This is a genomic window from Caulobacter sp. 05L422, from assembly GCF_056397765.1.
Genome location: NZ_JBFTOB010000003.1, coordinates 165,251 through 191,669, shown reverse-complemented (window position 1 = coordinate 191,669; position 26,419 = coordinate 165,251). Strand labels below are relative to the sequence as shown.

Here is a 26,419-nt window from a genome sequence, read left to right as displayed (position 1 = left end):
TCTCACCACAGAGACTCCCGCCCCCTGGCCCATCCCCCCGCCCTCCCCTAGTCTGAGCGTCCCAACGGGGCGAGCATATCCGCGTGTTGAACACGGCCGAACAGCAAGCCTGGAGCTTTCTCAGCAAGGCGCCGCACTACGCGACGCCCGACGAGGTCGAGGCCCATTTCGGGCGGGCGCTCGCCGCGTTCGGCTATGACCGCTTCTGCGCCACCCTGATCAACGCCGAGCAGCTGGGCCGCGAGCCGCCCACCCTGGCCCGCCGCGACTTCGACGCCTGGGACGCCCGCTACTGGGGCGAACGCTATGTGGTCCACGACCCGTGCATCCAGCTGCTGCAGAAATCCGGCCGGTCCTTCGCCTGGACCGACGCCAAGCCGCTGGGCGACAACCGCGCCCAGGCCATGTGGGGCGAGGCGTCCGAGTTCGGCATGAACGACGGCTTCGTGGTGCGGGTGTTCGGCCCGGCCGGCCACGAGGTGCTGATCCGCATGGCCACGGCGGCCACCACCACCGACCCCACCGCCCGCGCCGTGATCGAGAGCCTGGCCACGGTGTTTGGCACGATCATGCTCAAGCACTGGGAGCTGAAGGACGACAATGTCGTCGATGGGCCGGACTACGGCGTGATCTCCGAACGCCAGGCCCAGTGCCTGTACTGGGCCAGCCGGGGCAAGACCGACTGGGAGATCGGCGCGATCCTCACCCTCTCGCCCCGCACGGTCCACCACCACATCGAAGCCGCCAAGAAACGCCTGGGCGTGGTCAAGCGGCAGGAGGCGGTGATGAAGGCGGGGGAGTTGGGGTTGCTGGTGCGGGTGGGGTGAGCCGACCGGGGACATGCCCTTGCGGCGTGTCCCCAGGTCTTGGCTCCGTGGATGCCGATGGGGACACGCCACGAGGGCATGTCCCCGCTCAGTTCGCCAACGCCTTGCTGCCCGTCACCTCGAACCGCGCCTCGATGCCCGCCGGCTTCGCCAGCCCCGGCCGCGCCACGGGCTGCCCGCCGCCGATCCACAGCTTGACCGGCCCGGCCGCGATCGACCGCGAACCGTCGGCCGCCACCACGCTCATCGCGACGCCGTCCAGCGGGAAGCTCACCCGCCGCGTCTCGCCGGCCTTCAGATGCACCCGCTGGAAGCCGTGCAGCGACCGCACCGGCGCGCCGGCCACGTCGCGCGAGACGTAGAGCTGCACCACCTCGTCGCCGTCGCGCGCGCCGCTGTTGGTGACGTCGACCGACACCGTCTGGGCCTCGCCAGCCTTCACCGCCGCGCGCTCCAGCACCGCCCGGCCATAGGCGAACCGCGTGTAGCTGAGGCCATGGCCGAACGGATACAGCGCCTCGCCGCCGAAATAGCGGTAGGTGCGGCCGGCCATGCCGTAGTCCTTGAAGGCCGGCAGTTGGTCGGCCGAGCGGTAGAAGGTCAGAGGCAGGCGGCCGGCGGGGCTGAAGTCGCCCGCCAGCAGGCCGGCCACCGCGCGACCGCCCTCGCCGCCCGGATACCAGGCCTCGACGATGGCCGGAAGGTGGGCGTCGGCCCAGTTCACGCTGAGGGCCGAACCATTCATCAGTACAAGGACGACTGGCTTGCCGGTGGTGTTCAACCGCTCCAGCAGGGCCTCCTGCGGGGCGGGCAAGTCCAGGCTGGTGCGGTCGCCGCCGACGAAGCCGGGGGCCCGCACCGACATCTCCTCGCCCTCGAGCTTGGCGGTCAGCCCCCCGACGAACACCACCAGGTCTGCATCCTTCGCGGCCGCCAGGGCCGCGTCGGCGCCGCGGCTGGGGCGGCTCCACTGCAGGCGCAGGTCGCCCCGCTCGCCCGACTGGTTGGCCTCGACGACGATGGCGCTGGCCTTGCCGGCCGTCAGGGCCACCTCGCCGTCAGGCGCGGAGTCCTTGGCACGGGTCCAGGCGTCGACCACGGTCTCGCCGTCGACGATCACCCGGTAGCCGCCCTCGCCGCTGACCGTGAAGCGGTGGACGCCGGTCTCGGTCGGGGTCAGCGCGCCGGTCCAGCGCATCGAGGTCGTGCGCATCTGGCGCTGGGGCCGGCCCCAGCTGAACGACGCGTTCTTGGCCGGCTCGGCCGCCGTCGCCGCGCCGGCTAGGTCCAGGCCCTGGAAGGTCTCGACCTTCAGGTCCTTCAGCACCCCGTCCGGCACGTTTTCGCGCGGCGCGGCCGTCCAGCCCGTGCCCTCGACGAAGTCGATCCTGGCGTCGGGGAAGCGCTCGCGCAGCCCGGCCAGCACGGTGACCGGCTTGGACGGCGTGCCGTTGTAGTTTCCCACCAGGGCGTCCAGGCTGTCGGCGTTGGGGCCGATCACCGCGATGCGGACCGGGGCGGCCTTCAGCGGCAGCAGGCCGTCGTTCTTCAGCAGCACCATCGAGGCCTTGGCCGCCTCCAGCGACAGGGCGCGGTGGGCGGGGGTGTCGTTCTCGGCGGCGGTGATCTTGAAGTACGGAACGCGCTCGGGCGGATCGAACAGGCCCAGCTTCAGGCGGGCGATGAACAGCCGGCGGACGGCCTGGTCCAGCTGCGCCTCGCTGAGCAGGCCATGGCGCACGGCGTCGACGATGGGGCCGATGTCGCTGCTCTTGTCGGGTCCGAACTCGGCGCAGAACAGGTCGGTGCCGGCCTTGATGCTGACGGCGGCGGCTTCCTCGGCGGTCTTCACATAGCCGTGCGAAGTGGGCTGGAAGACGTCGGCGATGGCCGCGCAGTCCGAGACCACGTGGCCGGAGAAATGCCAGTCGCGCCGCAGCCGGTCGGCCAGCAGGGCGGTGTTGGCGCAGGCCGGCACGCCGTCGACGGCGTTGTAGGCGCACATCACCGACTCCACCTTGGCCCGGGTGACCAGCGCCTTGAAGGCCGGCAGGTAGGTGTCTTCCAGGTCGTGGGCCGAGGGGTGGATGTCGTCGCGGTGACGGTCGGCCTCGGGCCCGCTGTGGACCGCGAAGTGCTTGGCCGTGGCGACGGTCTTGTAATAGGTCGGGTCGTCGCCCTGCAGGCCGGTGGCGAAGGCCACGCCCATCTCGGCCGTCAGGTGCGGATCCTCGCCCCAGGTCTCCTGGCCCCGGCCCCAGCGCGGGTCGCGGAAGATGTTGATGTTGGGCGACCAGACGGTCAGGCCGCGATACTGGGCCGAACCGCCGTCGGGGGCGCGCTTCTCGACGTACTTGGCGCGGAACTCGGTGGCGATGGTGTCGGCGATCCCGTGGATCATCGGCGCGTCCCAGGTGGCGGCCATGCCGATCGCCTGCGGGAACACCGTGGCCTCACCGGCCCGGGCCACGCCGTGCAGCCCCTCGCTCCACCAGTTGTAGGCCGGCACGCCCAGGCGCGGGATGGCGGGGGCGGCGTGCTTCAGCTGGCCGGCCTTCTCCTCCAGCGTCATGGCCGAGACCAGGGCCGCGGCGCGGGTCTCGGGCTTGAGGGCCGGGTCCAGGAACGCCGCCGGCGCCTGGGCGCAAGCCGTCCCGGCGACCGCCAGGGCCAGGACCAGGGCGAGCGCGCCGCTGGATGGAATGATCGCTGAAGCCTTCACGCGTTTCCCCTCGTCCCGCGACCTTTGCAAGGTCGTCTCGTCCCGGCGCGACACCGGTGTCAAAGACTATGTAGACACAAGCCTCGTGGCGGGGACAGTGAAAAAAGGTACCGGTACCTTGCCAGCCGCCGCAAAGACGACAGCGACGCGCGTAGGCGGCATGGATCGGAGTGTCGGGGGCGACGGCCAAATCGTCGCGCCTGGAATTGGCGTGGCTCTAGGGCTGGCATTCTCCTTCGGCCCGGGTTAGCAGCCCCCCATGATCCGCCTCGACAACATCTCCAAGCAAAACGGCCACCAGATCCTGTTCATCGAAGCCTCGATGGGCATCCAGAAGGGTGAAAAGGTCGGGCTGGTCGGCCCGAACGGCGCCGGCAAGACAACGCTGTTCCGCATGATCACCGGCCGGGAGGAACCCGACGACGGGCTGGTCGCGATCGATCCCGGAATGACGATCGGCTATTTCAGCCAGGATGTCGGCGAGATGGCGGGCCAGAGCGCGGTCGCCGCGGTGATGGACGGCGTCGGCCCCGTCAGCGCGCTGGCCGCCGAAATGGCCCAGCTCGAGGCGGCCATGGTCGATCCGGACCAGGCCGAGAAGCTGGACGCCGTCATGGAGCGCTATGGCGAGGTGCTGGAGCGCTTCCAGGAACTGGACGGCTATGCGCTGGAAGCGCGCGCGCGCGAAGTGCTGGCCGGCCTGAGCTTCAGCCAGGAACGCATGGACGGCGATGTCGGCCTGCTGTCCGGCGGCTGGAAGATGCGCGTGGCCCTGGCCCGCATCCTGCTGATGCGGCCCGACGGCATGCTGCTGGACGAGCCCAGCAACCACCTCGACCTGGAAAGCCTGATCTGGCTCGAGGCCTTCCTCAAGAACTACGACGGCGCGCTGCTGATGACCTCGCACGACCGCGCGTTCATGAACCGCATCATCGGCAAGGTGGTGGAGATCGACGGCGGCTCGCTCATTACCTATTCGGGCGATCTGGACTTCTACGACCAGCAGCGCGCGCTCGGCGAGCAGCAACGCCAGGCGCAGTACGAGCGCCAGCAGGCCATGCTGGCCAAGGAAATCAAGTTCATCGAGAAGTTCAAGGCGCGCGCCTCGCACGCCGCCCAGGTCCAGAGCCGGGTCAAGAAGCTCGACAAGATCGAACGCGTCGAGGCGCCGCGCCGTCGCCAGTCGGTCCAGTTCGATTTCAGGAGCCCGCCGCGATCGGGCGACGATGTGATCAACCTGCGCGACGTCCACAAGGGCTACGGCGCCCAGCCGATCTATGAGGGTCTCGATTTCCTGGTGCGCCGCAAGGAGCGCTGGTGCGTCCTGGGCGCCAACGGCGCCGGCAAGTCGACGCTGTTGAAGCTCGTGGCCGGCGACACCGCGCCCGACCAGGGCACGGTCAACATCGGCGCCAGCGTCAGGATGGGCTATTTCGCCCAGCACTCCATGGATCTGCTGGACGGCGAAGAGACGATCTTCGAGTCCCTGGAGCGCTCGTTCCCGCAAGCGGGCCAGGGCGCGCTGCGCACCCTGGCGGGGTGCTTCGGCTTCTCCGGCGACGATGTCGAAAAGCCCTGCCGCGTCTTGTCCGGCGGCGAGAAGGCGCGCCTGGTCATGGCCAAGATGCTGTTCGATCCGCCGAACCTGCTGGTGCTCGACGAGCCGACCAACCACCTGGACATGGCGACCAAGGAGATGCTGGTCACGGCCCTGGCGGACTTCGAGGGCACCATGCTCTTCGTCTCGCACGACCGCCATTTCCTGGCGGCCCTGTCGAACCGCGTGCTGGAACTGACGCCCGAGGGAGTCCATCAGTACGGCGGCGGTTATACGGAATATGTCACCCGCACGGGCCAGGAAGCGCCGGGGCTGCACCCGGGAGGGTAGCGGTCCTCGAACCGCTAGGCGCGACCTCGCCTAGCCCGCCAGCCAGGCCACGGCGCGCCGGAGCATGGCGACCAGGCCGGCTCCGAACACCATCACCAGCACGCCCGCCGGGACCAGCATCAGCAGGTTTCCCCAGTGCAGCCAGCCGGCGGTGCGGGCGGCGATCACGGCCAAGGTCAGCAGCACCGCGGCGCCCGCCACCGCGGCCCACAGGCCCGGCCGGGCGCCGCCGGCCCGACGCGGCGCGGCCTGCCAGCGTATCAGCCCCCCGATCCGGCGTTCGGACGCGATCCGCCTGGCGCCGTCGCTTCGCATTCTACGACGCCGTCCGGCAGAGGCGGTCATCGGTGGTGCATGTCGATGATGCGGCAACGGACGCTCCAGCCCTCGCCGCCGCGATCGGTGAAGTCGGTGACCACCAGCTCGTAGACCTCGCCGTCCTGGCTGAGCGTGCAGACGTCGCCCACCCGCATCGGCCGGGCGTGGCGCGAGCGGATGTGGGCCTCGCGCAGGGTGACGAGGTTGTCGCAGGACAGCTCGTAGTCCTGGGACCCGAACGGCGACTCCGGTCTGGGCGCGGGTTTGGCCATCACAGGGGAGCCATCAACGGGAGGCCGTCATTGGCGAGACTTGCGCGCCGCGTACTTGGCGTCGCGCTTGTCCTTGGCCTCGGCCTCGGTCGGGGCCTTGGCGCGCTTGCGTTCGGCCCGCTGGTCGGCCACGGCGGCCGCGTCGGCGGCGACCACCGCCGCCGCCTGTTTCTTGACCGCCCGGACCGCCTGGCGCTCGGCCCGCACGGCCTTCAGCTCGGCGGCCTCCTCGACCCCGCGCTCGGCGAACAGCGGATCGACCACCGCCGCCTTGGGCTTGAACTTGGCGAGCAGCGCCTGCTTGGCCTCGGCGGCCGTCTTCAGCCGATCGGCCAGCCTGGCGCCCTTGGTGTCATTCATGTCGCGCCCTTAAGTCTTGGTGCCGCGCAGGGCGTCGGGGTCGATCGGCCGGGGCCGCGAGGGCTGGCCGCCGGTTGAGCGGGGATCGTTCAGGCCCTTGGGGCCCGAGGGCCGGGTTCCGGGATAGGTCTTCATGGCGTGAGCCTTTCGGTCGTGGGCGGACGGAACGCGGCGGCTATTTCTTCTTGCCGCCCAGCGGGGCCAGCAGGGTCGGCGCTGCGGCGGCGATCACCTTGGGCTTGGCGGTCTTGGGCTTGCGGACTTCGCGATTGCCTTTGGACAAGGAGCGTTCCTGTTCGGGAGAGGGGCCGCGCGCGATCAGGCGCTTGGGCTGGACAGCCCGGCGCGACGCGTGCGGTGAAAGACGGTGTCAGGTCCGTGAAGGGCGCTGGTCGTGGCGACTGACGGTCATGCGACCCCTTTCCGGGGTGCGTCGAGACGGCCCGCCAAGCGGACCGGGACTCGTCGACGGCGCGTCCTAGCGCCTTGGGATCACCCTAGCACGTCCGCATCCCCGGCCGGTGGAAATACGTTTTCCAACCAAGTTGGCGGCCAAGCAGCTAAGCTCAACCGTTGCGAAATTAACAACCTTAAGGTTCAATAGTGGAGGAAAATAACGCGGAGCCACCAAGTGCGGATAATTTTGGGCGGCTATTTCGAAACTGCGCTTGTCCGCTGGATCGACGAGCATCTGCGCCCTGAGCGGAACTTCACCACCCACCCCTACTACATGTGCGTGAATCGACGTGTTTCGAAATCTTATTTTGATCGCGCAGCTACATTCGTCGCACTTGCGAGCCATATTGTGGTTCCATCAGTTGACTGGAACCTCCCCTCTGAGCAACACGAGAACTCATCGCTCAGTGCACAACACCTTGGCATCATACTGAACGATGACGATAATTTTGGGGGTAGTGAATGGGACGAAGACACCAAAATATTCGCCAATATAATTATTCAAAATGGCGCATTGTCCCAAGAGTGCTGGGCGCACGTGTCAGCTGTGGACTTTCGTCCGCTGAAATTCGATAGCGAAGATGATACAGAAGGCAAAAAGCGGGAAATACGCAACCAAGTTGCACATCACTACCTTTGCCGGCTTTTCCTCCAGATTCGCGCCACAACAGCGGCGAGCGCCGCGTTAGTTTTGAGCGAACACGACATCGATGTACTAAGAGAGATTGGACAATTTCTTTTCAAGAACCAACTTGCTTCGCCTTTCGACCTCCCAAATTTGTCAGAACAAGTGATAGATGGCGAGAATTTCGCGGCTGGTTTGTTGAATTTCTCGCCACCGGATGCTCTGGCACTTAGTGCGGTCAAGAATGATAGCGTCGTAAAGGCCTACGCCGCGCGTGTTTCCCCTTTTTTGCTGGAGGCATCCTCGCCTGAGGCACAAAGAGGCCTTCTGGCGGCGATGGCGGACGCGTACGCCCGAGCCGAAGCGGGACGAAAGGCCGAAAAGATTTTTGAAGTTGCGGGCTGGGTCGTGAAACCGCTGCACTATGTACCCGGCTTGGGCGAAGCGTTGACTCTGGCTGAGGACGTAAAGGACGTCATTAGCAAATGGGTTGATCGCGAAACCCACGACAAGGAATGGTATCTAATCGGGGTAGCGATGATGGATATCGCGATCGCGGACTACCTTTCCAGAAAAGGAAATCAGCTTTAGCCGCCCGTGTGTTGATCCACCGGAACGCCACTCTGCCTACCCCCGCTTGAACAGCGTCGTCCGCTTGGCCATGAACGCCGCCACCGCCTCGCGATGGTCGGCGCTGGCCACCAGGGCCGGCAGCTCCTCCTCGACATAGGACCGGCCGTCGACCACCCGCTTGGTGGCCTCCACGGCCAGGGGCGCGCGGGAGGCGATCCATTCGGCCAGGTGGAAGGCCTCGGGCAGCAGGCGCTCGGGCGAATGGACGGCCGTGACGATCCCGTCGGCCAGGGCCCGCTCGGGACCGAACTGGGCGCCGGTCAGCAGGTGGGCCTTGGCCCGCGCCACGCCGATCAGCCGGGGCAGGCGGGTGACCGAGGCCATCAGCCCGATATTGACCCCCGAGGCGGCGAACACCGCCCGGTCGCTGGCCAGGCGGATGTCGCAGGCCAGGGCCAGCTCCAGCCCGCCGCCGAAGCACCAGCCGTCGATCGCGGCGATCACCGGCACCCGCAGGGCTTCGATCCAGTCCATCAGCCGGTTGAAGTTCTCGACCGCCGCCAGGGCGTCGGCCGGGGCGCGGCCCCCTGCTTGGCGTTCGGCGGCTTCGCGCAGGTCGTCGCCGGCGCAGAACACCCCGCCCCGGCCGGTCAGCACCACCGCCCGGACCTCCTCGTCCTTGGCGATCTCGTCGAGCACCTTGACCAGCTGGGCCCGCACGGCCAGCCCCAGGGCGTTGGCCGGCGGGGCGTCCAGCTCCAGCAGCAGGATCGAGCCCGTGGGGCGGCTGACGTGGATCATCGCGCTCATCGGGGGAACGTGGCCGATGACGGCGGGAATGGAAAGCTGAGCCACGGTCCGCCGCTTTGCTCCGAGGCCGGTCGTTTCACGCGCAACCATGCTGCGATGCAACAACTTTCCCCTTGCCAGAGTTAAACACTTGTCACAGCTTAGATGGCCTTCGGGATGGAATTTCCGCCGCGAAGCCCAAAACGATGGATCGACGCCGGGTTTCGACGCGCGCTGAACGATCCACGGAGCGCGAGAGCCAATCCGGCGTTTGTGTTGCAGCGCCGAACGACCCGGGGAGTGAGATGAGCACCGCCACGCTGCAGACGACCGAGCTGAAGGACCTGTACGAGATCGGCGAGATCCCGCCGGCCTTCCACGTGCCCAAGACCATGTACGCCTGGGCCATCCGCCAGGAGCGTCACGGCAAGCCGTCGGACGCCATGCAGGTCGAGGTCGTGCCCACCTGGGAGATCGGCGAGGACGAGGTGCTGGTCCTCGTGATGGCTGCGGGCGTCAACTACAACGGCGTCTGGGCCGCCCTGGGCGAGCCGGTCAGCGTGCTGGACGTCCACAAGCAGCCCTATCACGTGGCCGGATCCGACGCGTCCGGGATCGTCTGGAAGGTCGGCGCCAAGGTCAAACGCTGGAAGCTGGGCGACGAGGTGGTCATCCACTGCAACCAGGACGACGGCGACGACGAGGAGTGCAACGGCGGCGACCCGATGTTCTCGTCGAGCCAGCGCATCTGGGGCTACGAGACGCCGGACGGCAGCTTCGCCCAGTTCTGCCGGGTGCAGTCGCGCCAGCTGATGCCGCGCCCCAAGCACCTGACCTGGGAAGAAGCCGCCTGCTACACCCTGACCCTGGCCACCGCCTACCGCATGCTGTTCGGCCACAAGCCGCACGAGCTGAAGCCCGGCCAGAACGTGCTGGTCTGGGGCGCTTCGGGAGGCCTGGGCGTGTTCGCCGTGCAGCTGGCCGCCGTGGTCGGGGCCAACGCCATCGGCGTGGTCAGCGACGACGACAAGATCGACTTCGTCAAGAGCATGGGCGCCAAGGCGGTGCTGAACCGCAAGGCGTTCAACTGCTGGGGCCAACTGCCCACCGTCAACGGCCCCGAGTTCAACGACTACATGAAGGAGAGCCGCAAGTTCGGCAAAGCCATCTGGCAGGTCACCGGCAACAAGGACGTCGACCTGGTGTTCGAGCATCCGGGCGAGTCGACCTTCCCGGTCTCGGTGTTCGTCGTCAAACGCGGCGGCATGGTCGCCATCTGCGCCGGCACCAGCGGCTTCAACCTGACCATGGACGCCCGCTTCCTGTGGATGCGCCAGAAGCGCGTCCAGGGCAGCCACTTCGCCAACCTGATGCAGGCCTCGGCCGCCAACCAGCTGGTCATCGACCGCCGGGTGGACCCCTGCCTGTCGGAAGTCTTCCCCTGGGAAGACATCCCCGCCGCCCACGAGAAGATGCTGGCCAACCAGCACCTGCCCGGAAACATGGCCGTGCTGGTCTGCGCCCAACGCCCAGGCCTGCGGACGTTCGAGGAAGTGATGGAGATCAGCGAGGGGCTTTAACCGCCCGCGCCAGATAGACTTCCGGTTGCGCGCCGCTACACTCTCCTTCGTGTTTGGGGAGTTCAAATTGCGCGCTCTGAAAATCCTGGCGGGGGCGGCCGTGGCCGCCGCGACGGTTCATGCCGGCTCGGCGTCGGCGGCCCCTTCGGAAGCCGCCGTGCTGGCGCGGATAGAGCAGTATTGCGCCAATCCCGCCCCGGAGGCGGTCGCGGCCCTGGTGGCCAAGAACGGTCACGGCGAGGACGATCCCGTGGGGCTGGCGCAGCTGAACCGTCCGCCGCCCCCGGGCGGCAAGCACGTCGCGTCGCGGGCCTGGACCCTGCGCGAGTCCGACACCTGGTGGCTGCGCGTCGGCGTCGTCGATTTTCCCGCCGGCCCGACGACCCAATGCACGGTGCGGGTGGCCGACCTGCGCGAGGCCGAGATGGAACGGTTGCTGCGTGCGGATCCGCGCTGGACCTTCACACGGGAGACCCTCGGCGGAGACAACGACAACACCTGGATTCGGGACTATCGCTCCAGAGCCACCGGCAGGATGCTGCTCTACACGACCACGATGACCGGCCCGCCCAGCGCCCGACGGTTCCACACCTTTTCGGTGATGAGCAGTCCCGAACTGACCAAAGCCATAAAGCGGTAGACGGGCGCCTAGTCCGCCTTCCCGACGAAGGTCAGCAGCCCCGCCACCGCGCCCGCCACGACCACCACCGGGACCAGGGCCCCGACCACCGCAGCGCCCGTCGCGCCGCCACCGATCAGCTGGGCGGCGGCCAGGGGACCGAGGATCGAGCCCACGCGGCCGGCGGCCACGGCCGCGCCCACGCCGGTCGACCGCACGGCGATCGGGTAGTAGGGCGGGGTCAGGCCGTAGAGGGTGAACTGTCCGCCCATCAGCAGGAAGCCGGCGGCGAAGGCCAGCACGGCGATCGTCGTCCCGCCGTCGGCGCCGGACAGCGCCACCAGGACCACGGCCAGACCGGCATAGCCGGCCAGCAGCGGCCAGCGCGCGCCCAGGCGGTCGACGACCAGGCCGAACGCCAGTCCGCCCGTCGCGCCTCCGAGGTTGAACAGGGCCGAGACCAGGAAGGCGGCGGCCGGCGGCAGGCCGCGCGACACCAGCAGGGTCGGCAGCCAGTTGAGCAGCAGGTGCAGGGTCAGGGCGACCAGGGCGTAGCTGACCCAGATGCAGGCCGTGGCCGGCCAGCGCCCCGCCCCGAACAGGGCGCGGGTCGCGTCGCCGCTCTGGTGGGCAGCGCGGTCGGGCCGTCCGACGGGCAGCACGAGGTACAGCAGCGGCGCGATGACCAGGGGCACCAGGCCGCCGACCAGGAAGATCGTCCGCCAGTCGTCCAGGGCCATCGGCGTGCGGGCCACCAGCCCGGCCACCGCCCCGCCCAGCGGCATGCCGCCGGCGATCAGGGCCACCATGGTCGCCTTGCGGGCCGCACTGGCCTGCTCGGAGGCCAGGGCGATCAGCATCGGCATGGCGCCGCCCAGGCCCAATCCGGTGAGGAACCGCACGGCCAGCAGCGGCCAAAAGCCGGTCGCCAGGGCGGTGATCAGCGAGAACACGCCGAACGCCGCCACCGAGGCGGTCAGCACCGGCCGCCGCCCGTTCCGGTCGGCGATCACCCCGCCGAAGCTGGCCCCTACCATCAGCCCGATCAAGCTGGCGCTGAACGCCCACCCGGCCTGGCCCGGCGTCAGGTGCAGGGCCGGCAGCATGCGCGGCGCCGCCACCCCCATCGACTGGATGTCGAACCCCTCGATCATCGCCGCCGACAGGCAGACGAGCCATATGGGCCATGTTGGTTTCATGAGCGCTTCCCCTCGCCGCGAGGAGGGTACGCCGTAACTTCACCCTCTCCCAGAGGGAGAGGGTGTCCTGGGATCTAGCGCGCCATCTCGTCCGCAACCGTCCGCGCCAGCGCCTCCTCGAAGTCCGTGACCTCCACGTAGCCCAGCCGCCTACGGATCTTGGCGTTGTCGATGAACAGCGGGTAGTCGAGGTCCAGGCCCGAGACCGCCTTGGCCAGGGCGCCGCGCGCCACGTCGGGGTGGGCCAGCTGGACGTCGCCGGGCCAGTTCAGGTGTTCGGCGAAGCTGGCGGCCCAGGCCAGGTTGGTCGGGGTGTTGGAGCGGCCGAGGTTGTAGGTCTCGCCGCCGGCCCGGGGGTGCGTGGCCGCCAGGGCGATCCCCGCCGCCACGTCGTCGACATAGCCGAAGGTCGCCCGCCAACTGGCCCACGGGTGGGGGATCACGATGCGCGGCCGGCCCTGGGCCATCGGCCGGATCGCCCACGAGAACCGTCGCTGGCGGTCGCCCGGCCCGAACACCATCGGCAGGCGCAGGATGGTGGTGTCGAACCCGCTGCTCGTCCGAGCGGCCTCCTCAAGAGGAATCTTGTCGTAGTCGTCCATCCAGCCCTGAGGATCGCCGGCCGCGCGCGGCTTGGCCAGGCGATAGGGGAAGCGGCTGGCGCGCAGTTCGGCGTCCTCGGTCAGCCGGTCCCAGATCGGCGTCGGCCGGCCCTTGCGGTGCAGGCCCTCGTAGTTGCGATAGACGTCGACCGAGCTGACCATCACATAGCGGGCGATCTGGCCCGACAGCGCGTCGAGCAGCGGCAGGGTGTCGGCCCCGGTGTAGGCGATCAAGTCGATCACCGTGTCGGCGCCCGTCTCGCGCACCGCCGTGAGCACGGCCGCCGGGTCGTTGCGGTCGACCACCACCGAGGTCGCTCCGGCCACTACCGGGCGCGCGCCGTGACGCCCCACCGCCGTTTCGACGCCGTCGGCCAGCAGCCGCGCCACCGTGGGCGCGCCGATGAAACCCGTCCCTCCGAGGACCAGGACGCTCATGCCGTTCTCTCGCAAACTCCAGGTCGAATCGCAGGCGTCAGGCTATGCGGGAGGCGGGGTCGCAAGGCAATGGAAGGACAGGCATGCCCAAGCACGACGCGGAGGTCTGGATCGCCCGGCGCACGGCCGAGTCCCGCGCCATGGTCGCAGACGTCCAGAGGGCGATGCGCCTCACCCCGGCCCTCAACCGCCTGACCATGGACGACGCGGACGAGATCCGGCGGCTGGTGGGCGAGCTGACCGGCCGGGACCTGGACGATCAGTTCCGCCTGCTTCCGCCGTTCTACACGACCTGCGGCAAGAACATCGCCATCGGCCGCAACGTGTTCATCAACCAGAACTGCACGTTCTACGACCTGGCGCCGATCAGCCTCGGCGACGACGTCCTGATCGGCCCCAATGTGAGCCTGATCACCGAGGGGCACCCCATCGCCCCGTCCGAGCGGCGCGACGGCGTCCTGGCCCGGCCCATCGTCATCGAACGGAACGTGTGGATCGCGGCGGGGGTCACCATCATCGGCGGCGTCACGGTGGGCGAGAATTCCGTCGTCGCGGCCGGCTCGGTCGTCACCAAGGACGTTCCGGCCAATACGCTGGTCGGCGGCAACCCGGCCAGGGTCATCCGCTCGATCGCGGGCGAGTAGGCCGGCGCCGCCTTCCCGCTTTTGGGATTGGCAGGGCCGCGAACGCGTCGCACAGTCCCGACAAACAAGCGTTTGGGGGAGTGATCATGGGCTGGAAGAGCAAGACGGCGCTGACGGCCGTGGGGCTGGTGCTGGCGGTCGGGGCCGTAGTCGCGGTGCGCACGGCGACGTTCAAGGCCCCGGCGGCGGTCGACACCTCCAGCATCCGCCTGGCCTCGGCCCGTCCGTTCGACGCCAATCTGGCCGCCCAGCACCTGGGCGAGGCCGTGCGCTTCCAGACCGTCAGCCACCAGGACCCGGCCGAAGACCAGCCGGCAGAGTGGGACAAGCTGCACGCCTGGCTGCAGGCCACCTATCCCGACGCCCACCGGGTGATGGGCCGCGAGGTCGTGGCCGGCCATGCCTTGGTCTACACCTGGAAGGGGACCGACCCGTCCCTGGCCCCGATCGTGCTGATGGCCCACCAGGACGTGGTGCCGGTGACGCCCGGCAGCGAGGGCTCTTGGACCCATCCGCCGTTCGACGGCGTGATCGCCGACGGCGCGGTCTGGGGTCGCGGCTCGATCGACGACAAGGGCAGCCTGGTCACGTTGTTCGAGGCCCTGGACGGCCTGGCCAAGGCCGGCTTCGTGCCCAAGCGCACGGTGATCCTGGTCAGCGGCCATGACGAGGAGGTGCGCGGCGGCGGCGCCCGGGCCGCGGCGGCCCTGCTGAAGTCGCGCGGCGTGAAGGCCCAGTTCGTGCTCGACGAGGGCATGGTGGTGGTCGAGGACCACCCGGTGACCAAGGGCAAGGTGGCCCTGATCGCCACGGCCGAAAAGGGCTACGCCACCCTGACGGTGACGGCCCCCGCGGTCGGCGGCCACTCCTCGGCTCCGCCGCCCCAGACGGGCGTGGCCACCCTGGCCAAGGCGGTGCTGGCGATCAACGACAACGCCTTCCCGATGAAGTTCGACGGCCCCGGCGCCGACATGCTCAAGAGCCTGGCCCCGCACAGCTCGACCACGATCAAGATGGCGGCGGCCAACACCTGGCTGTTCTCGCCGCTGCTGGTCGACCAGACGGCCAAGACCCCGGCCGGGGCGGCCATGCTGCACACCACCATCGCCCCAACCATGCTGAAGGGCTCGCCCAAGGAGAACGTCCTGCCGCAGGACGCCACGGCCTGGATCAACTACCGCATCGCCCCCGGCGACAGCTCGGCCGAGGTCATGGCCAAGGCCCGGAGCGCGGTCGGCGACCTGCCGGTCAAGCTGGCCTGGGTGAAGACGCCGGACGAGCCCAGCAAGGTCTCGTCGACGTCGTCGGAAGGCTGGAAGACCCTGGCCGCCCTGGCCGGCGACGAGAGCAAGGCGCCGGTCGCCCCGGCCCTGATGACCGCCGCCAGCGACAGCCGCTACATGGGTCCCATCGCCGACGACATCTACCGCTTCCAACCCCTGGTGCTGTCGGTCGACGCCACCAAGATGATCCACGGCACCGACGAGCACATCTCGGTGGCCAATGTCGAACGCATGGTGCGGTTCTACCAGCGGCTGGTGGAGACGGCGGCGGCCAAATAGGCGCCACGAACTCTTCACGAAACGTCAGGTGGCGATCGCTGGACGGCAGCTGTGCAATAGGGCCTAGTAAGCCCCGGGGAACGGCATGTCGTGAAATCCTGATCCGGGGACCGCCTCAGGGCGGGAAGGATTTCGCGCGAACAGGCCGTAAAGTCGGACGACCAAATGGCTGACGACGCGCAACTGCTGGCCGCTCGGCCGGCTTCGAAAGCCGTGAAATTCGGCGAAGGCTTCGTCATGGACGCCTGGTACGTGGCGGCCCTGTCGCCCGACCTCAAAGCCGGCAAGATGGAAAGCCGCGAATATCTGGGCGAGCCGGTTCTGGTCGGTCGAACGAAGGCCGGCGCCGTCTACGCCATGCGCGACGTCTGCCCGCACCGCGCCGCCAAGCTGTCGGCCGGCAAGGTCCGGGCCGAAGGGGACGGCGGCGAGACGATCGAATGCCCGTATCACGGCTGGCGGTTCCGCACCGACGGAGCCTGCGCCAAGATCCCATCCCTGACCGCCGACAACCCGCTGGACACCTCGAAGGTCCGTGTACGGAAGTATCCACTGGTCGAGGCCCAGGGCCTGGTGTGGATCTGGATGTCGTCCGATCCGCGCTTCGACGGCGTCCCGCCCGAACCGCCGCCGGTGATCCCCGGGGTGGTCGGCGGCAAGCCCAAGCTGGTCGACCACCTGGACTACGACATCCATATCGACCACGCGGTGCTGGGCCTGATCGACCCCGCCCACGGCCCCTATGTGCACCAGCAGTGGTGGTGGCGCACCAGCGCCAGCCAGCACGAGAAGCGCAAGGCCTTCGCCCCGTCCGAGGCGGGCTTCACCATGGTGCGGCACGAGCCCAGCAAGAACTCCAAGGCCTACGCCATCCTGGGCGGCGAGCCCCTGACCGAGATCACCTTCCGCCTGCCGGGCCTGCGCTGGGAGCATGTGAAGGTCGGCGACAGGCAGGTGCTGGCCCTATCGGCCATGACCCCGATCAACGCCGACAAGACCCGGATGAACCAGATCATCTGGTCCGACCACCCGGCCTTCACCGCCCTCTATCCGGTGATCCGCATGGCCGCCCGCGTCTTCCTGCGCCAGGACGGCAAGATCGTCGAGGCCCAGACCCGGGGCCTGCGGGACAACCCGGCCCTGATGTGGGTGGGCGACGCCGACCAGCAGGGCCGCTGGTACCACCAGCTCAAGCGCGAATGGGCCGCCAGCCGCCGGGAGCGCCGGCCGTTCAGCAATCCGGTGACGGAGACGACGCTGCGGTGGCGGACTTAGGGCTTCTCCAAATCCTTCCGTCATCCCGGGCCTTGTGCCCGGGAACCCTGAACGTAATCTAGGCGCCTCAATCTGACTGAGAGACGTCGCGGAAATGACGGCCGTTCCAGTTCGCAGTCTTGTGGCCTGCACGCTTGCCCTCACGCTGCTCGGCTGCGGAGGCCCTTCGGGCGATCGGAACGCCGCGGCCGGCCGCGACCAGGTCAACGCCGAGGGAAAAACCGCGGGAGGTTCGGCGGAGGCTCAGGCCTATGTCGCCCAGTTCACGAAGAAGGATCCGGAGGCGTGCTTCAAAAAGGATGTGGCGCTTAAGCAGCCGGAGCTGAAAGGACCCGCCGGTGACATCGGCCCGCGGGTTCCGCCGACGCGCGTGATCGTGATGATCGATGGGTCCGGTTCGATGGCCGGACGAATGGGCGGCCGGACCAAGCTCGAACTGGCGCGGGAGGCGGCGCTCGGCTTTGTCGACGGACTGCCCGCATCGGTGCAGACGTCTCTGCTGGTCTTCGGCCAACAGGGAAACAACAGCCAGGACGGCAAGGCGAAATCCTGCTCCGCCATCGACGTGCTCGCGCCGATGTCGGCGGACCAGGGGCGCCTCCGCACGGCGCTGGGACAGGTCCGCGCGGTTGGCTGGACGCCGCTCGCCGCCGGGCTCGATCGTGCCGAGGCGCTGCTGGCCGCCTCCGCCACGCCCGGGGAGCAGGTCATCTATGTCGTGTCGGACGGGGAAGAGACGTGCGGCGGCGATCCCGTGGCCGTCGCCCGCCGGATCAACGGCGGCCGCACGCGGGCGATCGTCAATGTCATCGGCTTCAACCTGCCGTCGGGCGAGGCCGCGAAACTGACCGCGGTCGCGCGGGCGGGCGGCGGCGGGTTCGTCAACCTGTCCAACGAGGCGGAGCTTGCGAGATACACGGCGCAAGTGCGGGAATCGATCCGACGGACGGACAACGAGGTCGCGACCAGCATCGCCACGACCGACAACAACGTGGCGACCAGCATCGCCATCACCGATGCCGAGACCTGCGTCTCAATTCTCGCCACCGACGAGGACACGGCAATGTCCATCGACCTCACGGATCGTGAAGTGGCTGGCCGACCCGTATCCTTCCGCGAGGAAGCCAAAGCCTTGTTGAAGGCCCGCCACGACGCGCTGCGGGCGAAGGTCGAGGCGTATCGGGCCAGACTTGCCAACGCGGAGGCTGCGGCAAAACGGAGGATCGATTCAGCGGCAGACGCGGCCCGCTGAGCGTTCGCCCTATCGAGCGGGGCGGACCCCGGCCCCGGCCCCTAGTCCTTGCGTATGCACCGTAGGATCAGCTTGTCGATCCGCGAGCCGTCCATGTCGACGACCTCGGCGTCGAAGCCTCCCAAGGCCACGATCTCGCCCTCGCGGGGGATGCGGCCCAGGCGGTCGAGGATCAGGCCGGCCACGGTGTGGTAGCCGCCCTCGGCCTCGAAGTTCTCACCCAGGGCGTCGTTCAGCTCCTGGATGTCGAGGCGGGCGTCGACCAGCCAGGTGCCATCCTCGCGGCGCAGGATGCGGGTCTCGGTCTCGTCGTGGTCCTCGGGGAAATCGCCGGCGATCATCTCCAGCAGGTCCAGCGGGGTGATCGCCCCCTGGATCGAGCCGAACTCGTCGACCACCAGGGCCATGTGCAGCGGCGTCTGCTTGAACACCGCCATGGCCCGCAGCAGCGACATGGTCTCGGGAATGGCGATCGGCTGCTGGACGTGGCTCTTGATGTCGATCGTCTCGCCGCCCAGGCAGGCGTCCAGCAGGTCCTTCTTGAGGATCACCCCGATGTCGCCGTCCAGGTCGCCCTCGCTGGCCACCACGATGCGCGAATAGGGGCAGTCGCGGATCTCCTGCAGGATCTCCTCCTGGCTGTCGGTCAGCGAGATCCAGAACAGGTCGCGGCGCGGGGTCATGGCCACCCGCACGGGGCGGTCGCCCAGGCGCAGCACCTCCTGGATCATGGTGCGCTCCTCGGGCTCGATCAGGCCGGCGTCGGCGCCTTCGGCCAGGACCGTCTCGACCTCCTCGGCGGTGATCTCGTTGGTGCGCTCGTCGCGCACGCCCATCAGCTTGAGGATGCCGGCGGTCGAGACCGTCAGCAGGGTCACGAACGGCCGCAGCATGGTGGCGACGAAGGCCAGGAACGGGGCCATGCGGCGGGCGATGGCGTCGGGGAACAGCAGGGCCAGGCGCTTGGGCACCAACTCGCCCAGGATCACCGAGACATAGGTCAGGCCGATGACGACGATGATGGTGGCGATGGCCTGGGAATGGGCCCCGACCACCGGCTTGTCCTTGAGCCAGACGTCCAGCGCGCCGGCGATGGTCGCCTGGCCGTAGGCGCCGGCCAGGATGCCGATCAGGGTGATGCCCACCTGCACGGCCGACAGGAACCGCGTCGGATGCTCGGCCATGGCCAGGGCCAGCTTGGCGCCCTTATCGCCCCGGTCGGCGAAGGTCTGGAGCCGGGCGCGCCTGGCCGAGACCACCGCCAGTTCGGACATGGAGAACACCCCGTTCAGCAGAACGAGGAGCAAGACGACGACGAGCGCGAGGAGGATCATGGCCCTACAGGGTTGGCGCGACCCGGCGGGCGCGGTTCGGCCACTATACAAAAGAAAACGCCGCGGCCCACTGGGGACCGCGGCGTCGTCATTTTTAGAAGCTGTGCTCGGCTTAGGAAGCCGGGCGAGCCATCGCCGTCTTGTTGGCGGCGGCTTGCTTCTGGGCGTCGTGCTGGCCGGGGGGCAGCGGGATCAGGCCGCGGCCTTGCAGGTAGCCGCCACGACCCGAGGCCGCGTCCGAGGTGAACTCGGTCAGGAACTCTGCCAGGCCCGGCGTCACGCCGATGTTGGCCTTCTTGACGTAGATGAACAGCGAGCGCGACAGCGGGTAGGAGCCGTCGGCGATCGTCTGGGCCGAGGGCTTCACGCCGTTGACGGCCGCGCCCTTGATCTTGTCCATGTTCTCTTCGAGGTAGGACCAGCCGAAGACGCCCAGCGAGCCGGGGGTCTTGGTCAGGGTGCCGACGATGGCGTTGTCGTTCTCGCCGGCGTCGATCCAGCCGTCGTTACGCAGCGGGTCGACCAGCGACTTGAACTTCTTTTCGTTGTCCGAGCGCAGGGCGTCCGCGGTCGGGAACTTGCGGGCGCCGGCCTCGATGGCCAGTTCCACGAAGGCGTCGCGGGTGCCCGAGGTGGGCGGCGGGCCGTAGACGTTGATGCGGTTGCCCGGCAGGCCCGCGCCGATTTCATCCCAGGTCTTGTACGGGTTGGCGACGAAGGCGCCGCCCTTCAGGACTTGCTTGGACAGGCCCAGGTACAGGTGCTCGGTCTTGAAGTTGTAGTCGGCGCCGTCCTTGTCGGTGGCCACGACGATGCCGTCGAAGCCGATCTTGATCTGGACGATGTCCTTGACGCCCTTGGCGGCGCAGGCGTCGAATTCCGACTTCTTCATCGGACGCGAGGCGTTGGCGATATCGGGGAAGCCTTCGCCCGTGCCCGAGCAGAACAGCTTGATGCCGCCGCCGGTGCCGAGGCTTTCAACCTTCGGAGCCTTCTTGCCGGACTTCTTGGCGAAGTTTTCGGCGGTGCGGGTGGCGAACGGGAACACGGTCGAGGAGCCGGCGGCCCAGACGTAGTCGCGCGCGGCGTGAGCGGGGGCGGCGGCGAGGCCCGAGAGGGCGACGGCGGCGGCCGCGCAGGAAAGCAGCTTTTTCATGAAGGACTCCTGGAAGTCTCGAGAGCTTGAAACGTTGAGAGCAGGTCGGGCCGGCCCCATCCCTTCTTGGAAGGGAGGAGGCCGGCCCGTTGGGTCTTAGAAGTCCATCTGCGCGCGCAGTTGGAACTGCTTGACGTCGTAGTCTTGGGCGACGCCGATGTTGTCGGCCTTGCCGTCGGTGTAGTTGGCCTGGAAGCGGACGTACGAGGTCAGGTAGTAGTTCGCGCCCAGGGTCCAGCCGGTGTATTCGCCGGCCTGCGACGTCGCCGGCTTCACCTTCAGGGTGTCGTAGGCGTCCTTCAGGTCGGTGAAGTCATAGCGGACGGCCAGTTCCAGACCGCCCCAGCCACCGGCCGTGATCGGGTTCAGGATCTTCGGACGACCGAATTCGCCGGTGACCTGGTTGTAGTTGCGGGTCTCGCCCGTCGGCCAGAAGCTGGCGAAGGCGTAGCCGACCTTCACGGTCGGGTCAGAGCCCGCCGTGCCGGCGCGGGTCACGTCGATGCTCGAATACTCGCCTTGCAGCGAGAACGGGCCGTGGACCCAGGCGCCTTCGACGGCGATCGTCTTGTCGCGATTGCCGATGCCGCCCGTCTGGTAGAACGTCGTGCCGGCGCTGTAGGCCGTGGTCGTGCGGCCGGTGTAGTTGAACAGCGCTTCGTCGCCGCGGTTGCGGTAGCGGTACGACAGGCCCAGGTGGAGCTTGTCGGTGTCGGTGGCGATCGGGGCCCAGTGGCCGCGAGCGGTGATGGTCAGGCGTTCCTTGGCGTCGAGGCCGGCGCCGGTGACGGTGTTGGCGCTGCTGCCGGCGCTGATCACGTCGACGTTGTTGAGCGAGTTGCCCTGGACGCCCAGCGCGCCGCTGTAGTTCGGGCCGGTGAACTTGCCGACGACGCCCAGCAGGTAGCTGTCGACGCCGAAGTCACCGTACGGACCACGGTCCATGAAGGTGATGAAGCGGGTCGAGGTCAGGTTTTCGAGGCCGGCGACCTTGACGTTGCCGAACAGCAGGCTGGTGGTTTCGGTCGGCTTCACTTCCAGGACCACGTCGTCCCACGACGAGGTGCCGCCGTTCACGAAGCCGCCTTCGGCCTTGTAGGCGATGTAGTTGTTCAGCTTGCCTTCGACGCCGATGAAGACCTGACGGCCGCGGACGTTCGAGGTGTCGAAATCACCGCTCGTGCCGCCGTCCTTGTCGACGTCCTGGAACACGGCGTCCAGCAGGATCCGGCCGCGGACCTTGAAGTAGACGTCGTCGTTGCTCCACTGCGGAGCGCCTTTCCAAGCCGTGGTGTTGTCTTGCGCGTGAGCCGCGACGCCGAGGCCGCAGGCGAGCATGACGCCCAGCGCCGCGCCGCAGACCAGCGAGGTCTTGTTCCGCATGTGAGAATTCCCCTTAAGGCTTTGCCCCCTGCCCGTTGGTCCGGATCAGGTATGAAGCGCTTTACGGGGGTCCCATGACGGTTCCGCCACCCTTTGATGACAGACCGATGACAAGCCTTTTCAAGATCTTAATTGTGGCCCGAAGGTCACAGAAAAGCGTCTCAGAGCAGACGTGTGCGGATGATTTGTGAGAGCAGGTCGATCAGCGACACGGCCACCACGATCACCAGGACGATGCAGCCCGTCTGGTCGTACTGGAAGCCGTTGATGGAATCGAGCAGCACCTGGCCGACGCCGCCGGCCCCAATCAGGCCAAGGACGGTGGCCGAGCGGCTGGAGCTCTCGAAGCGGTACAGCGCGTAGCTGGTCCACAGCGGCGCGACCTGCGGGATCACCCCCCAGACCACTTCCTGCAGCTTGACCGCGCCGGTGGCCCGCACGCCCTCGACCGGGCCCTTGTCGATCGACTCGACGGCCTCGGCGAACAGCTTGGCCAGCACCCCGCCGGTGTTGAACATCAGGGCCATGACACCCGCGAACGGACCCAGGCCCACGGCGGTGATGAAGATCAGCGCCACCACCAGGTCGGGGATCGAGCGGATCAGGTCCAGCAGGCGGCGGACCGGCTGCTGGATCCACCACGGGGTGATGTTGCGCGCGCCCAGCAGGCCCAGCGGGATGGCCACGACGATGGCCAGTGCCGTGCCCCACAGCGCCATCTGGATCGTCTGCCACATCTTGCCGACGTACAGCTCCCAGTCGGCGGCCATGAACGCCTTGGGGTCGACGAACGGCGAGAAGAAGCCGCTGGCGAAGCCCTGCATCTTGCCCGCGTCGCTGAACAGCTGCGGGAACTTGTCAATCTCGGCCGGCTTGAAGCTGATCACCAGCAGGGCGATCACCCCGCCCCACAGCAACAGGTCGAAGGCGCGCGCCGAGAGCGGCTTGCTGGGCGGGGGCGGGATAAGGTCGCTGGCGGCTTGGGCGCTCATGACGGGTGCTTCGGTCGTCCGGACTAGTTGGCCGGCGCGGCGACGCCGGCCTTGCCTTCGGCGGCCACGCGCTCGGCCTTGACGCCCGCCAGGGCCTTTTCGGCCGCGGCCAGCTTGGCCTGGTCGCCGGTCTCGCGGGCCAGGCCCACCTGCTCCAGGGCCTCCATCTCGCGCACCACCAGCAGGTGGGTGTCGTCGGCGGCCTTGAAGCCGCCCATGGACAGGCGCTCCAGGTTCTTGCGCTGCTGGGCCGCGACCGGGGTGTCGCCCTGGCCGTAGGTCAGGAAGAACTGGCGGACCTTCTCCTTGACGACGGGATCCAAATCCTTGCGCCAGACGATCGGGTCCTCCGGCAGGGTCGGCGACTCCCAGATCACCTTGACCTTGTTGGCCTGGTCGCCGCCCTTGGCCAGCAGGTTCAGCTTCAGGGCCGTGGAGTTGTTGGTGGCCGCGTCCAGCTTGTGGTTGGCCACGGCGAACAGGTTGGCGTCATGGCTGGCGCTGAGCACGGTCTTGAAGCAGGCCTCGGGCTTCTTGTTGGCCGGGATGAACACGTAGGTCATCGGGGCCAGGGTGCCCGAGGTCGACTTCTTGTCGCCGATGCCGAAGTCCAGCGTCTTGTCGCACTTCAGCAGGTCCTGGATCGAATTGATCTTGCTGTCCTTGGGGACGATGATCACCGACTTGTAGCCGTCCGTGCCCGACGGATCGAAGGTGCGGGCGAAGACCTCGCCGCCCGAGCGGCGCACGGCTTCCAGGCCCGAGGCGTTGGAGAACCAGCCCACGTCGGTCTGCTTGGCGCCCATGGCCACGATCAGCGACGAGTAGTTGGACGAGAAGAACGGCTTCACCTTCATGCCGGTCGACGTCTCCATGTCGGCCAGGATGGGCTTCCAGTAGCTCTCCATGTTCTGGGCCGACTCGGTCGACAGGATCGAGAACACGATGGTGTCCTTGGCGACGGGCGCGGCGGCCTTCTTCTCCCCGCATCCGGCGAGCGACAGGGCGGCCAGGGCCAGGCCGGCGATAAGGGTGCGGCGGATCATTGCGGAGCTCCTTCCCAGAATACGTCCTCGAATTCCGGGCCGTAGATGTCGATGAGTTTGTCGCGGCCCAGGCCGCTGGTCGGGCCGTCATAGACCTTCTTGCCGGCCTTCAGCGCCACCACCCGGTCGCAATAGCGCAGGGCGTAGTCGACCTGGTGCAGGGTGACGACGACGGTCAGGCCGTCGGTCTTGTTCAGATCACGGAGGATCTCCATGACCTTGCGCGCCGAGACCGGGTCGAGCGAGGCGACCGGTTCGTCGGCGAGGATGATCTTGGCCCTCTGGACCAGGGCCCGGGCGATGGCGCCGCGCTGCTGCTGGCCGCCGGAAAGCGTGTTGGCGCGCTGGGCGGCGTAGTCGGCCACGCCGACGCGGTGCAGGGCGGCCATCACCGCCGAGCGGGTCTCGGCCGGCCAGGCGCCGAACAGGCCCTGGACGAAGCCGATGCGGCCCAGCGAGCCCAGGGCGACGTTGGTGAACAGGGTCAGGCGGCCGACCAGGTTGAACTGCTGGGCGATGAAGCCGATGCGGATGCGCGCCTTGCGCACCTGGTCGCTGACCTTGCCCTTGGCCTGGACGGGACCGGCGAAGGCGGTGATCACGCCCTCCCCGTCCTTGCCGGAGGCGGGGGCGTCGATGGTCTGCAGGCCGTCGATCGACCGCAACAGAGTGGATTTACCCGAGCCGGAGGGACCGATGAGCGCGATCATCTCGCCGCGACCGACGTCGAGCGAAACGGCGTCCAGCGCCCGGCGCGACCCGAAGGTCTTGGAGGCGGCGCGGATCGAGAGAACAGGGTCCGACGTCATGGTCGGGGCGAATCCTTAACTTGGTTTCAAGCACTGGGAAATGCGTTCGTCGGTTTGGGGCACGGACGCAACGGATTTGTGACTGGCGGTGGATCGAATTCCCGGCCCGGGCCGAGCGGCGGGGAAGGCAAACTGCGCCGAAGGCCTGACCGGGGCACGGTTCGGGCCCCTGACGGCCGCCTCTTGTCCCTTGCGGGAACCCCGCGTCCAAAAGACTCTTTACATCCTCGGGGTATGACCCTATTTCGCTCGCTCCGGCGGACCCGAAGTCCTCATAAGCGCTGCTAACGCCGGCCTGGGTTTAACTTCTGCAGGGGTCTACGTGAATTGCACACGTACCATACTCCCCTGGACCTGGTCCGTGAGCGGTCACCGGAACGTCCTGTCGCACTCGTGCGACCGGACGCGGTGTCGGTAGCGGCGCGCTGGTTCCAGGCTGAATTCAAAGGCGACGTCTTTTACGCGGTGAAGGCCAATCCTTCGCCGTGGGTGATCCGCGAGCTGGCCGACGCCGGCGTGCGGTCGTTCGACGTGGCGTCGCTGCCCGAGATCGAACTCGTCGCCGAGCACGCTCCCGGTTCGCGCATGGCCTTCATGCACCCGGTCAAAAGCCGCGTGGCGATCTCGGCCGCCTATTTCGATCACGGCGTGCGGACGTTCTCGTTCGACACCCATGAGGAACTGGCCAAGATCCTGGACGCCACCGGCCAGGCCAAGGACCTGAACCTGATCGTCCGCATGGGCGTGCAGGCCGAGGGCGCGGCCTACAGCCTGTCGGGCAAGTTCGGCGTCGAGCCGCACAACGCCCCGGCCCTGTTGCTGGCCGCTCGTCGCGCCACCCAGGACCTGATGGGGGTGTCGTTCCACGTCGGCAGCCAGTGCATGCGCCCCACCGCCTATCAGGCGGCGATGGCCCAGGCCTCGCGCGCGCTGGTTCGCGCCGGCGTGCTGGCCGACGTCGTCGACGTCGGCGGCGGCTTCCCGTCGATCTATCCGGGCATGGCTCCGCCCGAACTGTCGGAATATCTGGCCGCCATCGACCGGGGCTTCTCGGACATGATGGTCCACGAGACCACCGAGCTGTGGTGCGAACCCGGCCGGGCCCTGGTGGCCGAGGCCTCGTCGCTGCTGGTCAAGGTCGAGCTGAAGAAGGGCGACGCGCTCTATCTGAACGACGGCTCTTACGGCTCGCTGTTCGACGCCGCCCACATGAAGTGGCCCTTCCCGGTCAAGCTGTACCGCAAGAACGGTGAAGTGGTGGAAGAGGGCCTCAAGCCCTTCCGCTTCTACGGCCCCACCTGCGACAGCGTCGACCACATGCCCGGCCCGTTCTACCTGCCGGAAAGCGTCGACGAGGGCGACTACATCGAGATCGGCATGCTGGGCGCCTATGGCGTGGCGATGTCGACCCGCTTCAACGGCTTTGGCGAAACCGAGACCGTCGAGGTCCAGGACGCGCCGATGGCGTCGATGTACGGCCTGGCCAAGCGCTCGATCCCGACCCCGCGGCCCGAGGCCGAGGAACGCAAGATCGTCCGCTTCTCGCGTCCCAAGGGCGCGGCCGGCAAGAAGCGCCGTCGTCGCTAAATCGACGCGGTTCGCCAGTAGATCGTTTCTGAGTTAAACCGCGCGCCGCGCCCGACGTTACAGACGTCGGGCGTAGCCGCATTTCCCATTGCCCCCGTCGGTCGCTCCGTC

24 protein-coding genes are annotated in these 26,419 nt (G+C 68.1%); 10 read left to right on the top strand and 14 right to left on the bottom strand.

The features are described from left to right. Positions 1 to 83: 83 nt before the first annotated feature. Complete coding sequence (locus AC1DMQ_RS04965) at positions 84 to 827, top strand: helix-turn-helix transcriptional regulator (RefSeq protein WP_477032434.1); 744 nt, start codon at positions 84 to 86, stop codon at positions 825 to 827. 88 nt (positions 828 to 915) lie between these two features. Here AC1DMQ_RS04965 and AC1DMQ_RS04960 read toward each other — a convergent pair whose 3' ends face one another. Continuing rightward, on the bottom strand, positions 916 to 3,549 hold the full coding sequence (locus tag AC1DMQ_RS04960; protein WP_477032433.1) for a glycoside hydrolase family 3 C-terminal domain-containing protein: 2,634 nt from the start codon (positions 3,547 to 3,549) through the stop codon (positions 916 to 918). Positions 3,550 to 3,808: 259 nt separating this feature from the next. On the opposite strand from AC1DMQ_RS04960, the gene AC1DMQ_RS04955 reads away from it, so the two are divergent. Next, positions 3,809 to 5,437: an ABC-F family ATP-binding cassette domain-containing protein gene (locus tag AC1DMQ_RS04955; protein WP_477032432.1), complete on the top strand. Its 1,629-nt coding sequence runs from the start codon at positions 3,809 to 3,811 to the stop codon at positions 5,435 to 5,437. Between the two features lie 30 nt (positions 5,438 to 5,467). Here AC1DMQ_RS04955 and AC1DMQ_RS04950 read toward each other — a convergent pair whose 3' ends face one another. Genes AC1DMQ_RS04950 through AC1DMQ_RS04935 form a run of 4 tightly spaced genes read right to left on the bottom strand, consistent with a single transcriptional unit; the run spans position 5,468 to position 6,522 of the window. Next, the gene (locus tag AC1DMQ_RS04950; RefSeq protein WP_477032431.1) at positions 5,468 to 5,752 is read right to left on the bottom strand and encodes a hypothetical protein; all 285 of its coding nucleotides are present in this window, start codon (positions 5,750 to 5,752) and stop codon (positions 5,468 to 5,470) included. A gap of 26 nt (positions 5,753 to 5,778) precedes the next feature. Then, positions 5,779 to 6,027, bottom strand: a complete 249-nt coding sequence (locus AC1DMQ_RS04945; protein ID WP_477032430.1) for a hypothetical protein — start codon at positions 6,025 to 6,027, stop codon at positions 5,779 to 5,781. Positions 6,028 to 6,054: 27 nt separating this feature from the next. Next, entirely contained in the window at positions 6,055 to 6,387 is a 333-nt protein-coding gene (locus AC1DMQ_RS04940) for a DUF6481 family protein (RefSeq protein WP_477032429.1), read from the bottom strand. A gap of 9 nt (positions 6,388 to 6,396) precedes the next feature. Then, a complete protein-coding gene (locus AC1DMQ_RS04935; RefSeq protein WP_156390673.1) occupies positions 6,397 to 6,522 on the bottom strand; it encodes a hypothetical protein in 126 nt (41 codons plus the stop codon). 508 nt (positions 6,523 to 7,030) lie between these two features. Here AC1DMQ_RS04935 and AC1DMQ_RS04930 point away from each other — a divergent pair. Further along, a complete protein-coding gene (locus AC1DMQ_RS04930; protein WP_477032428.1) occupies positions 7,031 to 8,059 on the top strand; it encodes a hypothetical protein in 1,029 nt (342 codons plus the stop codon). 36 nt (positions 8,060 to 8,095) lie between these two features. On the opposite strand, the gene AC1DMQ_RS04925 is transcribed toward AC1DMQ_RS04930, so the two are convergent. Further along, positions 8,096 to 8,842, bottom strand: a complete 747-nt coding sequence (locus AC1DMQ_RS04925; RefSeq protein WP_477032511.1) for an enoyl-CoA hydratase/isomerase family protein — start codon at positions 8,840 to 8,842, stop codon at positions 8,096 to 8,098. 293 nt (positions 8,843 to 9,135) lie between these two features. Here AC1DMQ_RS04925 and ccrA point away from each other — a divergent pair, with 293 nt between their 5' ends. Together ccrA and AC1DMQ_RS04915 are read left to right on the top strand one after the other, a co-directional pair. Further along, on the top strand, positions 9,136 to 10,410 hold the full coding sequence (gene ccrA / locus AC1DMQ_RS04920) for a crotonyl-CoA carboxylase/reductase (RefSeq protein ID WP_477032427.1): 1,275 nt from the start codon (positions 9,136 to 9,138) through the stop codon (positions 10,408 to 10,410). A gap of 67 nt (positions 10,411 to 10,477) precedes the next feature. Continuing rightward, entirely contained in the window at positions 10,478 to 11,050 is a 573-nt protein-coding gene (locus AC1DMQ_RS04915; protein ID WP_477032426.1) for a hypothetical protein, read from the top strand. A gap of 8 nt (positions 11,051 to 11,058) precedes the next feature. Here the strand turns inward: AC1DMQ_RS04915 and AC1DMQ_RS04910 are convergent, their stop codons facing one another. Next, positions 11,059 to 12,228 (bottom strand): MFS transporter, encoded by a 1,170-nt coding sequence (locus AC1DMQ_RS04910; protein ID WP_477032425.1) that lies wholly within the window; start codon positions 12,226 to 12,228, stop codon positions 11,059 to 11,061. A 74-nt stretch (positions 12,229 to 12,302) separates the two neighbouring features. Further along, positions 12,303 to 13,268: an NAD-dependent epimerase/dehydratase family protein gene (locus AC1DMQ_RS04905; RefSeq protein ID WP_477032424.1), complete on the bottom strand. Its 966-nt coding sequence runs from the start codon at positions 13,266 to 13,268 to the stop codon at positions 12,303 to 12,305. An 83-nt stretch (positions 13,269 to 13,351) separates the two neighbouring features. Between AC1DMQ_RS04905 and AC1DMQ_RS04900 the strand changes: the two genes are divergently transcribed. The 4 genes from AC1DMQ_RS04900 (at position 13,352) to AC1DMQ_RS04885 (ending at position 18,001) form a co-directional block, all read left to right on the top strand. Continuing rightward, the gene (locus AC1DMQ_RS04900; protein ID WP_477032423.1) at positions 13,352 to 13,912 is read left to right on the top strand and encodes a sugar O-acetyltransferase; all 561 of its coding nucleotides are present in this window, start codon (positions 13,352 to 13,354) and stop codon (positions 13,910 to 13,912) included. Positions 13,913 to 13,998: 86 nt separating this feature from the next. Next, the gene (locus AC1DMQ_RS04895) at positions 13,999 to 15,474 is read left to right on the top strand and encodes a M20 family peptidase (RefSeq protein WP_477032422.1); all 1,476 of its coding nucleotides are present in this window, start codon (positions 13,999 to 14,001) and stop codon (positions 15,472 to 15,474) included. Positions 15,475 to 15,639: 165 nt separating this feature from the next. Then, the gene (locus AC1DMQ_RS04890; RefSeq protein WP_477032421.1) at positions 15,640 to 16,749 is read left to right on the top strand and encodes a Rieske 2Fe-2S domain-containing protein; all 1,110 of its coding nucleotides are present in this window, start codon (positions 15,640 to 15,642) and stop codon (positions 16,747 to 16,749) included. A gap of 94 nt (positions 16,750 to 16,843) precedes the next feature. Next, positions 16,844 to 18,001: a VWA domain-containing protein gene (locus AC1DMQ_RS04885; protein WP_477032420.1), complete on the top strand. Its 1,158-nt coding sequence runs from the start codon at positions 16,844 to 16,846 to the stop codon at positions 17,999 to 18,001. A 41-nt stretch (positions 18,002 to 18,042) separates the two neighbouring features. Here AC1DMQ_RS04885 and AC1DMQ_RS04880 read toward each other — a convergent pair whose 3' ends face one another. The 6 genes from AC1DMQ_RS04880 to AC1DMQ_RS04855 all read right to left on the bottom strand — a co-directional run bounded on the left by AC1DMQ_RS04880 (position 18,043) and on the right by AC1DMQ_RS04855 (position 24,721). Continuing rightward, positions 18,043 to 19,335 carry a hemolysin family protein gene (locus AC1DMQ_RS04880; RefSeq protein ID WP_477032419.1) on the bottom strand — a complete coding sequence of 431 codons (1,293 nt, stop codon included), beginning with the start codon at positions 19,333 to 19,335 and terminating at the stop codon, positions 18,043 to 18,045. 112 nt (positions 19,336 to 19,447) lie between these two features. After that, the gene (locus AC1DMQ_RS04875; protein WP_477032418.1) at positions 19,448 to 20,491 is read right to left on the bottom strand and encodes a substrate-binding domain-containing protein; all 1,044 of its coding nucleotides are present in this window, start codon (positions 20,489 to 20,491) and stop codon (positions 19,448 to 19,450) included. Between the two features lie 96 nt (positions 20,492 to 20,587). After that, positions 20,588 to 21,874, bottom strand: a complete 1,287-nt coding sequence (locus AC1DMQ_RS04870) for an OprO/OprP family phosphate-selective porin (RefSeq protein ID WP_477032417.1) — start codon at positions 21,872 to 21,874, stop codon at positions 20,588 to 20,590. A gap of 161 nt (positions 21,875 to 22,035) precedes the next feature. Then, positions 22,036 to 22,866 (bottom strand): phosphonate ABC transporter, permease protein PhnE, encoded by an 831-nt coding sequence (phnE, locus tag AC1DMQ_RS04865; RefSeq protein WP_477032416.1) that lies wholly within the window; start codon positions 22,864 to 22,866, stop codon positions 22,036 to 22,038. Between the two features lie 23 nt (positions 22,867 to 22,889). Beyond that, on the bottom strand, positions 22,890 to 23,912 hold the full coding sequence (gene phnD / locus AC1DMQ_RS04860; protein WP_477032415.1) for a phosphate/phosphite/phosphonate ABC transporter substrate-binding protein: 1,023 nt from the start codon (positions 23,910 to 23,912) through the stop codon (positions 22,890 to 22,892). Beyond that, the gene (locus AC1DMQ_RS04855; RefSeq protein WP_477032414.1) at positions 23,909 to 24,721 is read right to left on the bottom strand and encodes a phosphonate ABC transporter ATP-binding protein; all 813 of its coding nucleotides are present in this window, start codon (positions 24,719 to 24,721) and stop codon (positions 23,909 to 23,911) included. The genes phnD and AC1DMQ_RS04855 overlap by 4 nt, the downstream gene beginning before the upstream one ends. A gap of 327 nt (positions 24,722 to 25,048) precedes the next feature. On the opposite strand from AC1DMQ_RS04855, the gene AC1DMQ_RS04850 reads away from it, so the two are divergent. Then, a complete protein-coding gene (locus AC1DMQ_RS04850; protein WP_477032413.1) occupies positions 25,049 to 26,308 on the top strand; it encodes a type III PLP-dependent enzyme in 1,260 nt (419 codons plus the stop codon). Positions 26,309 to 26,419: the final 111 nt, after the last annotated feature.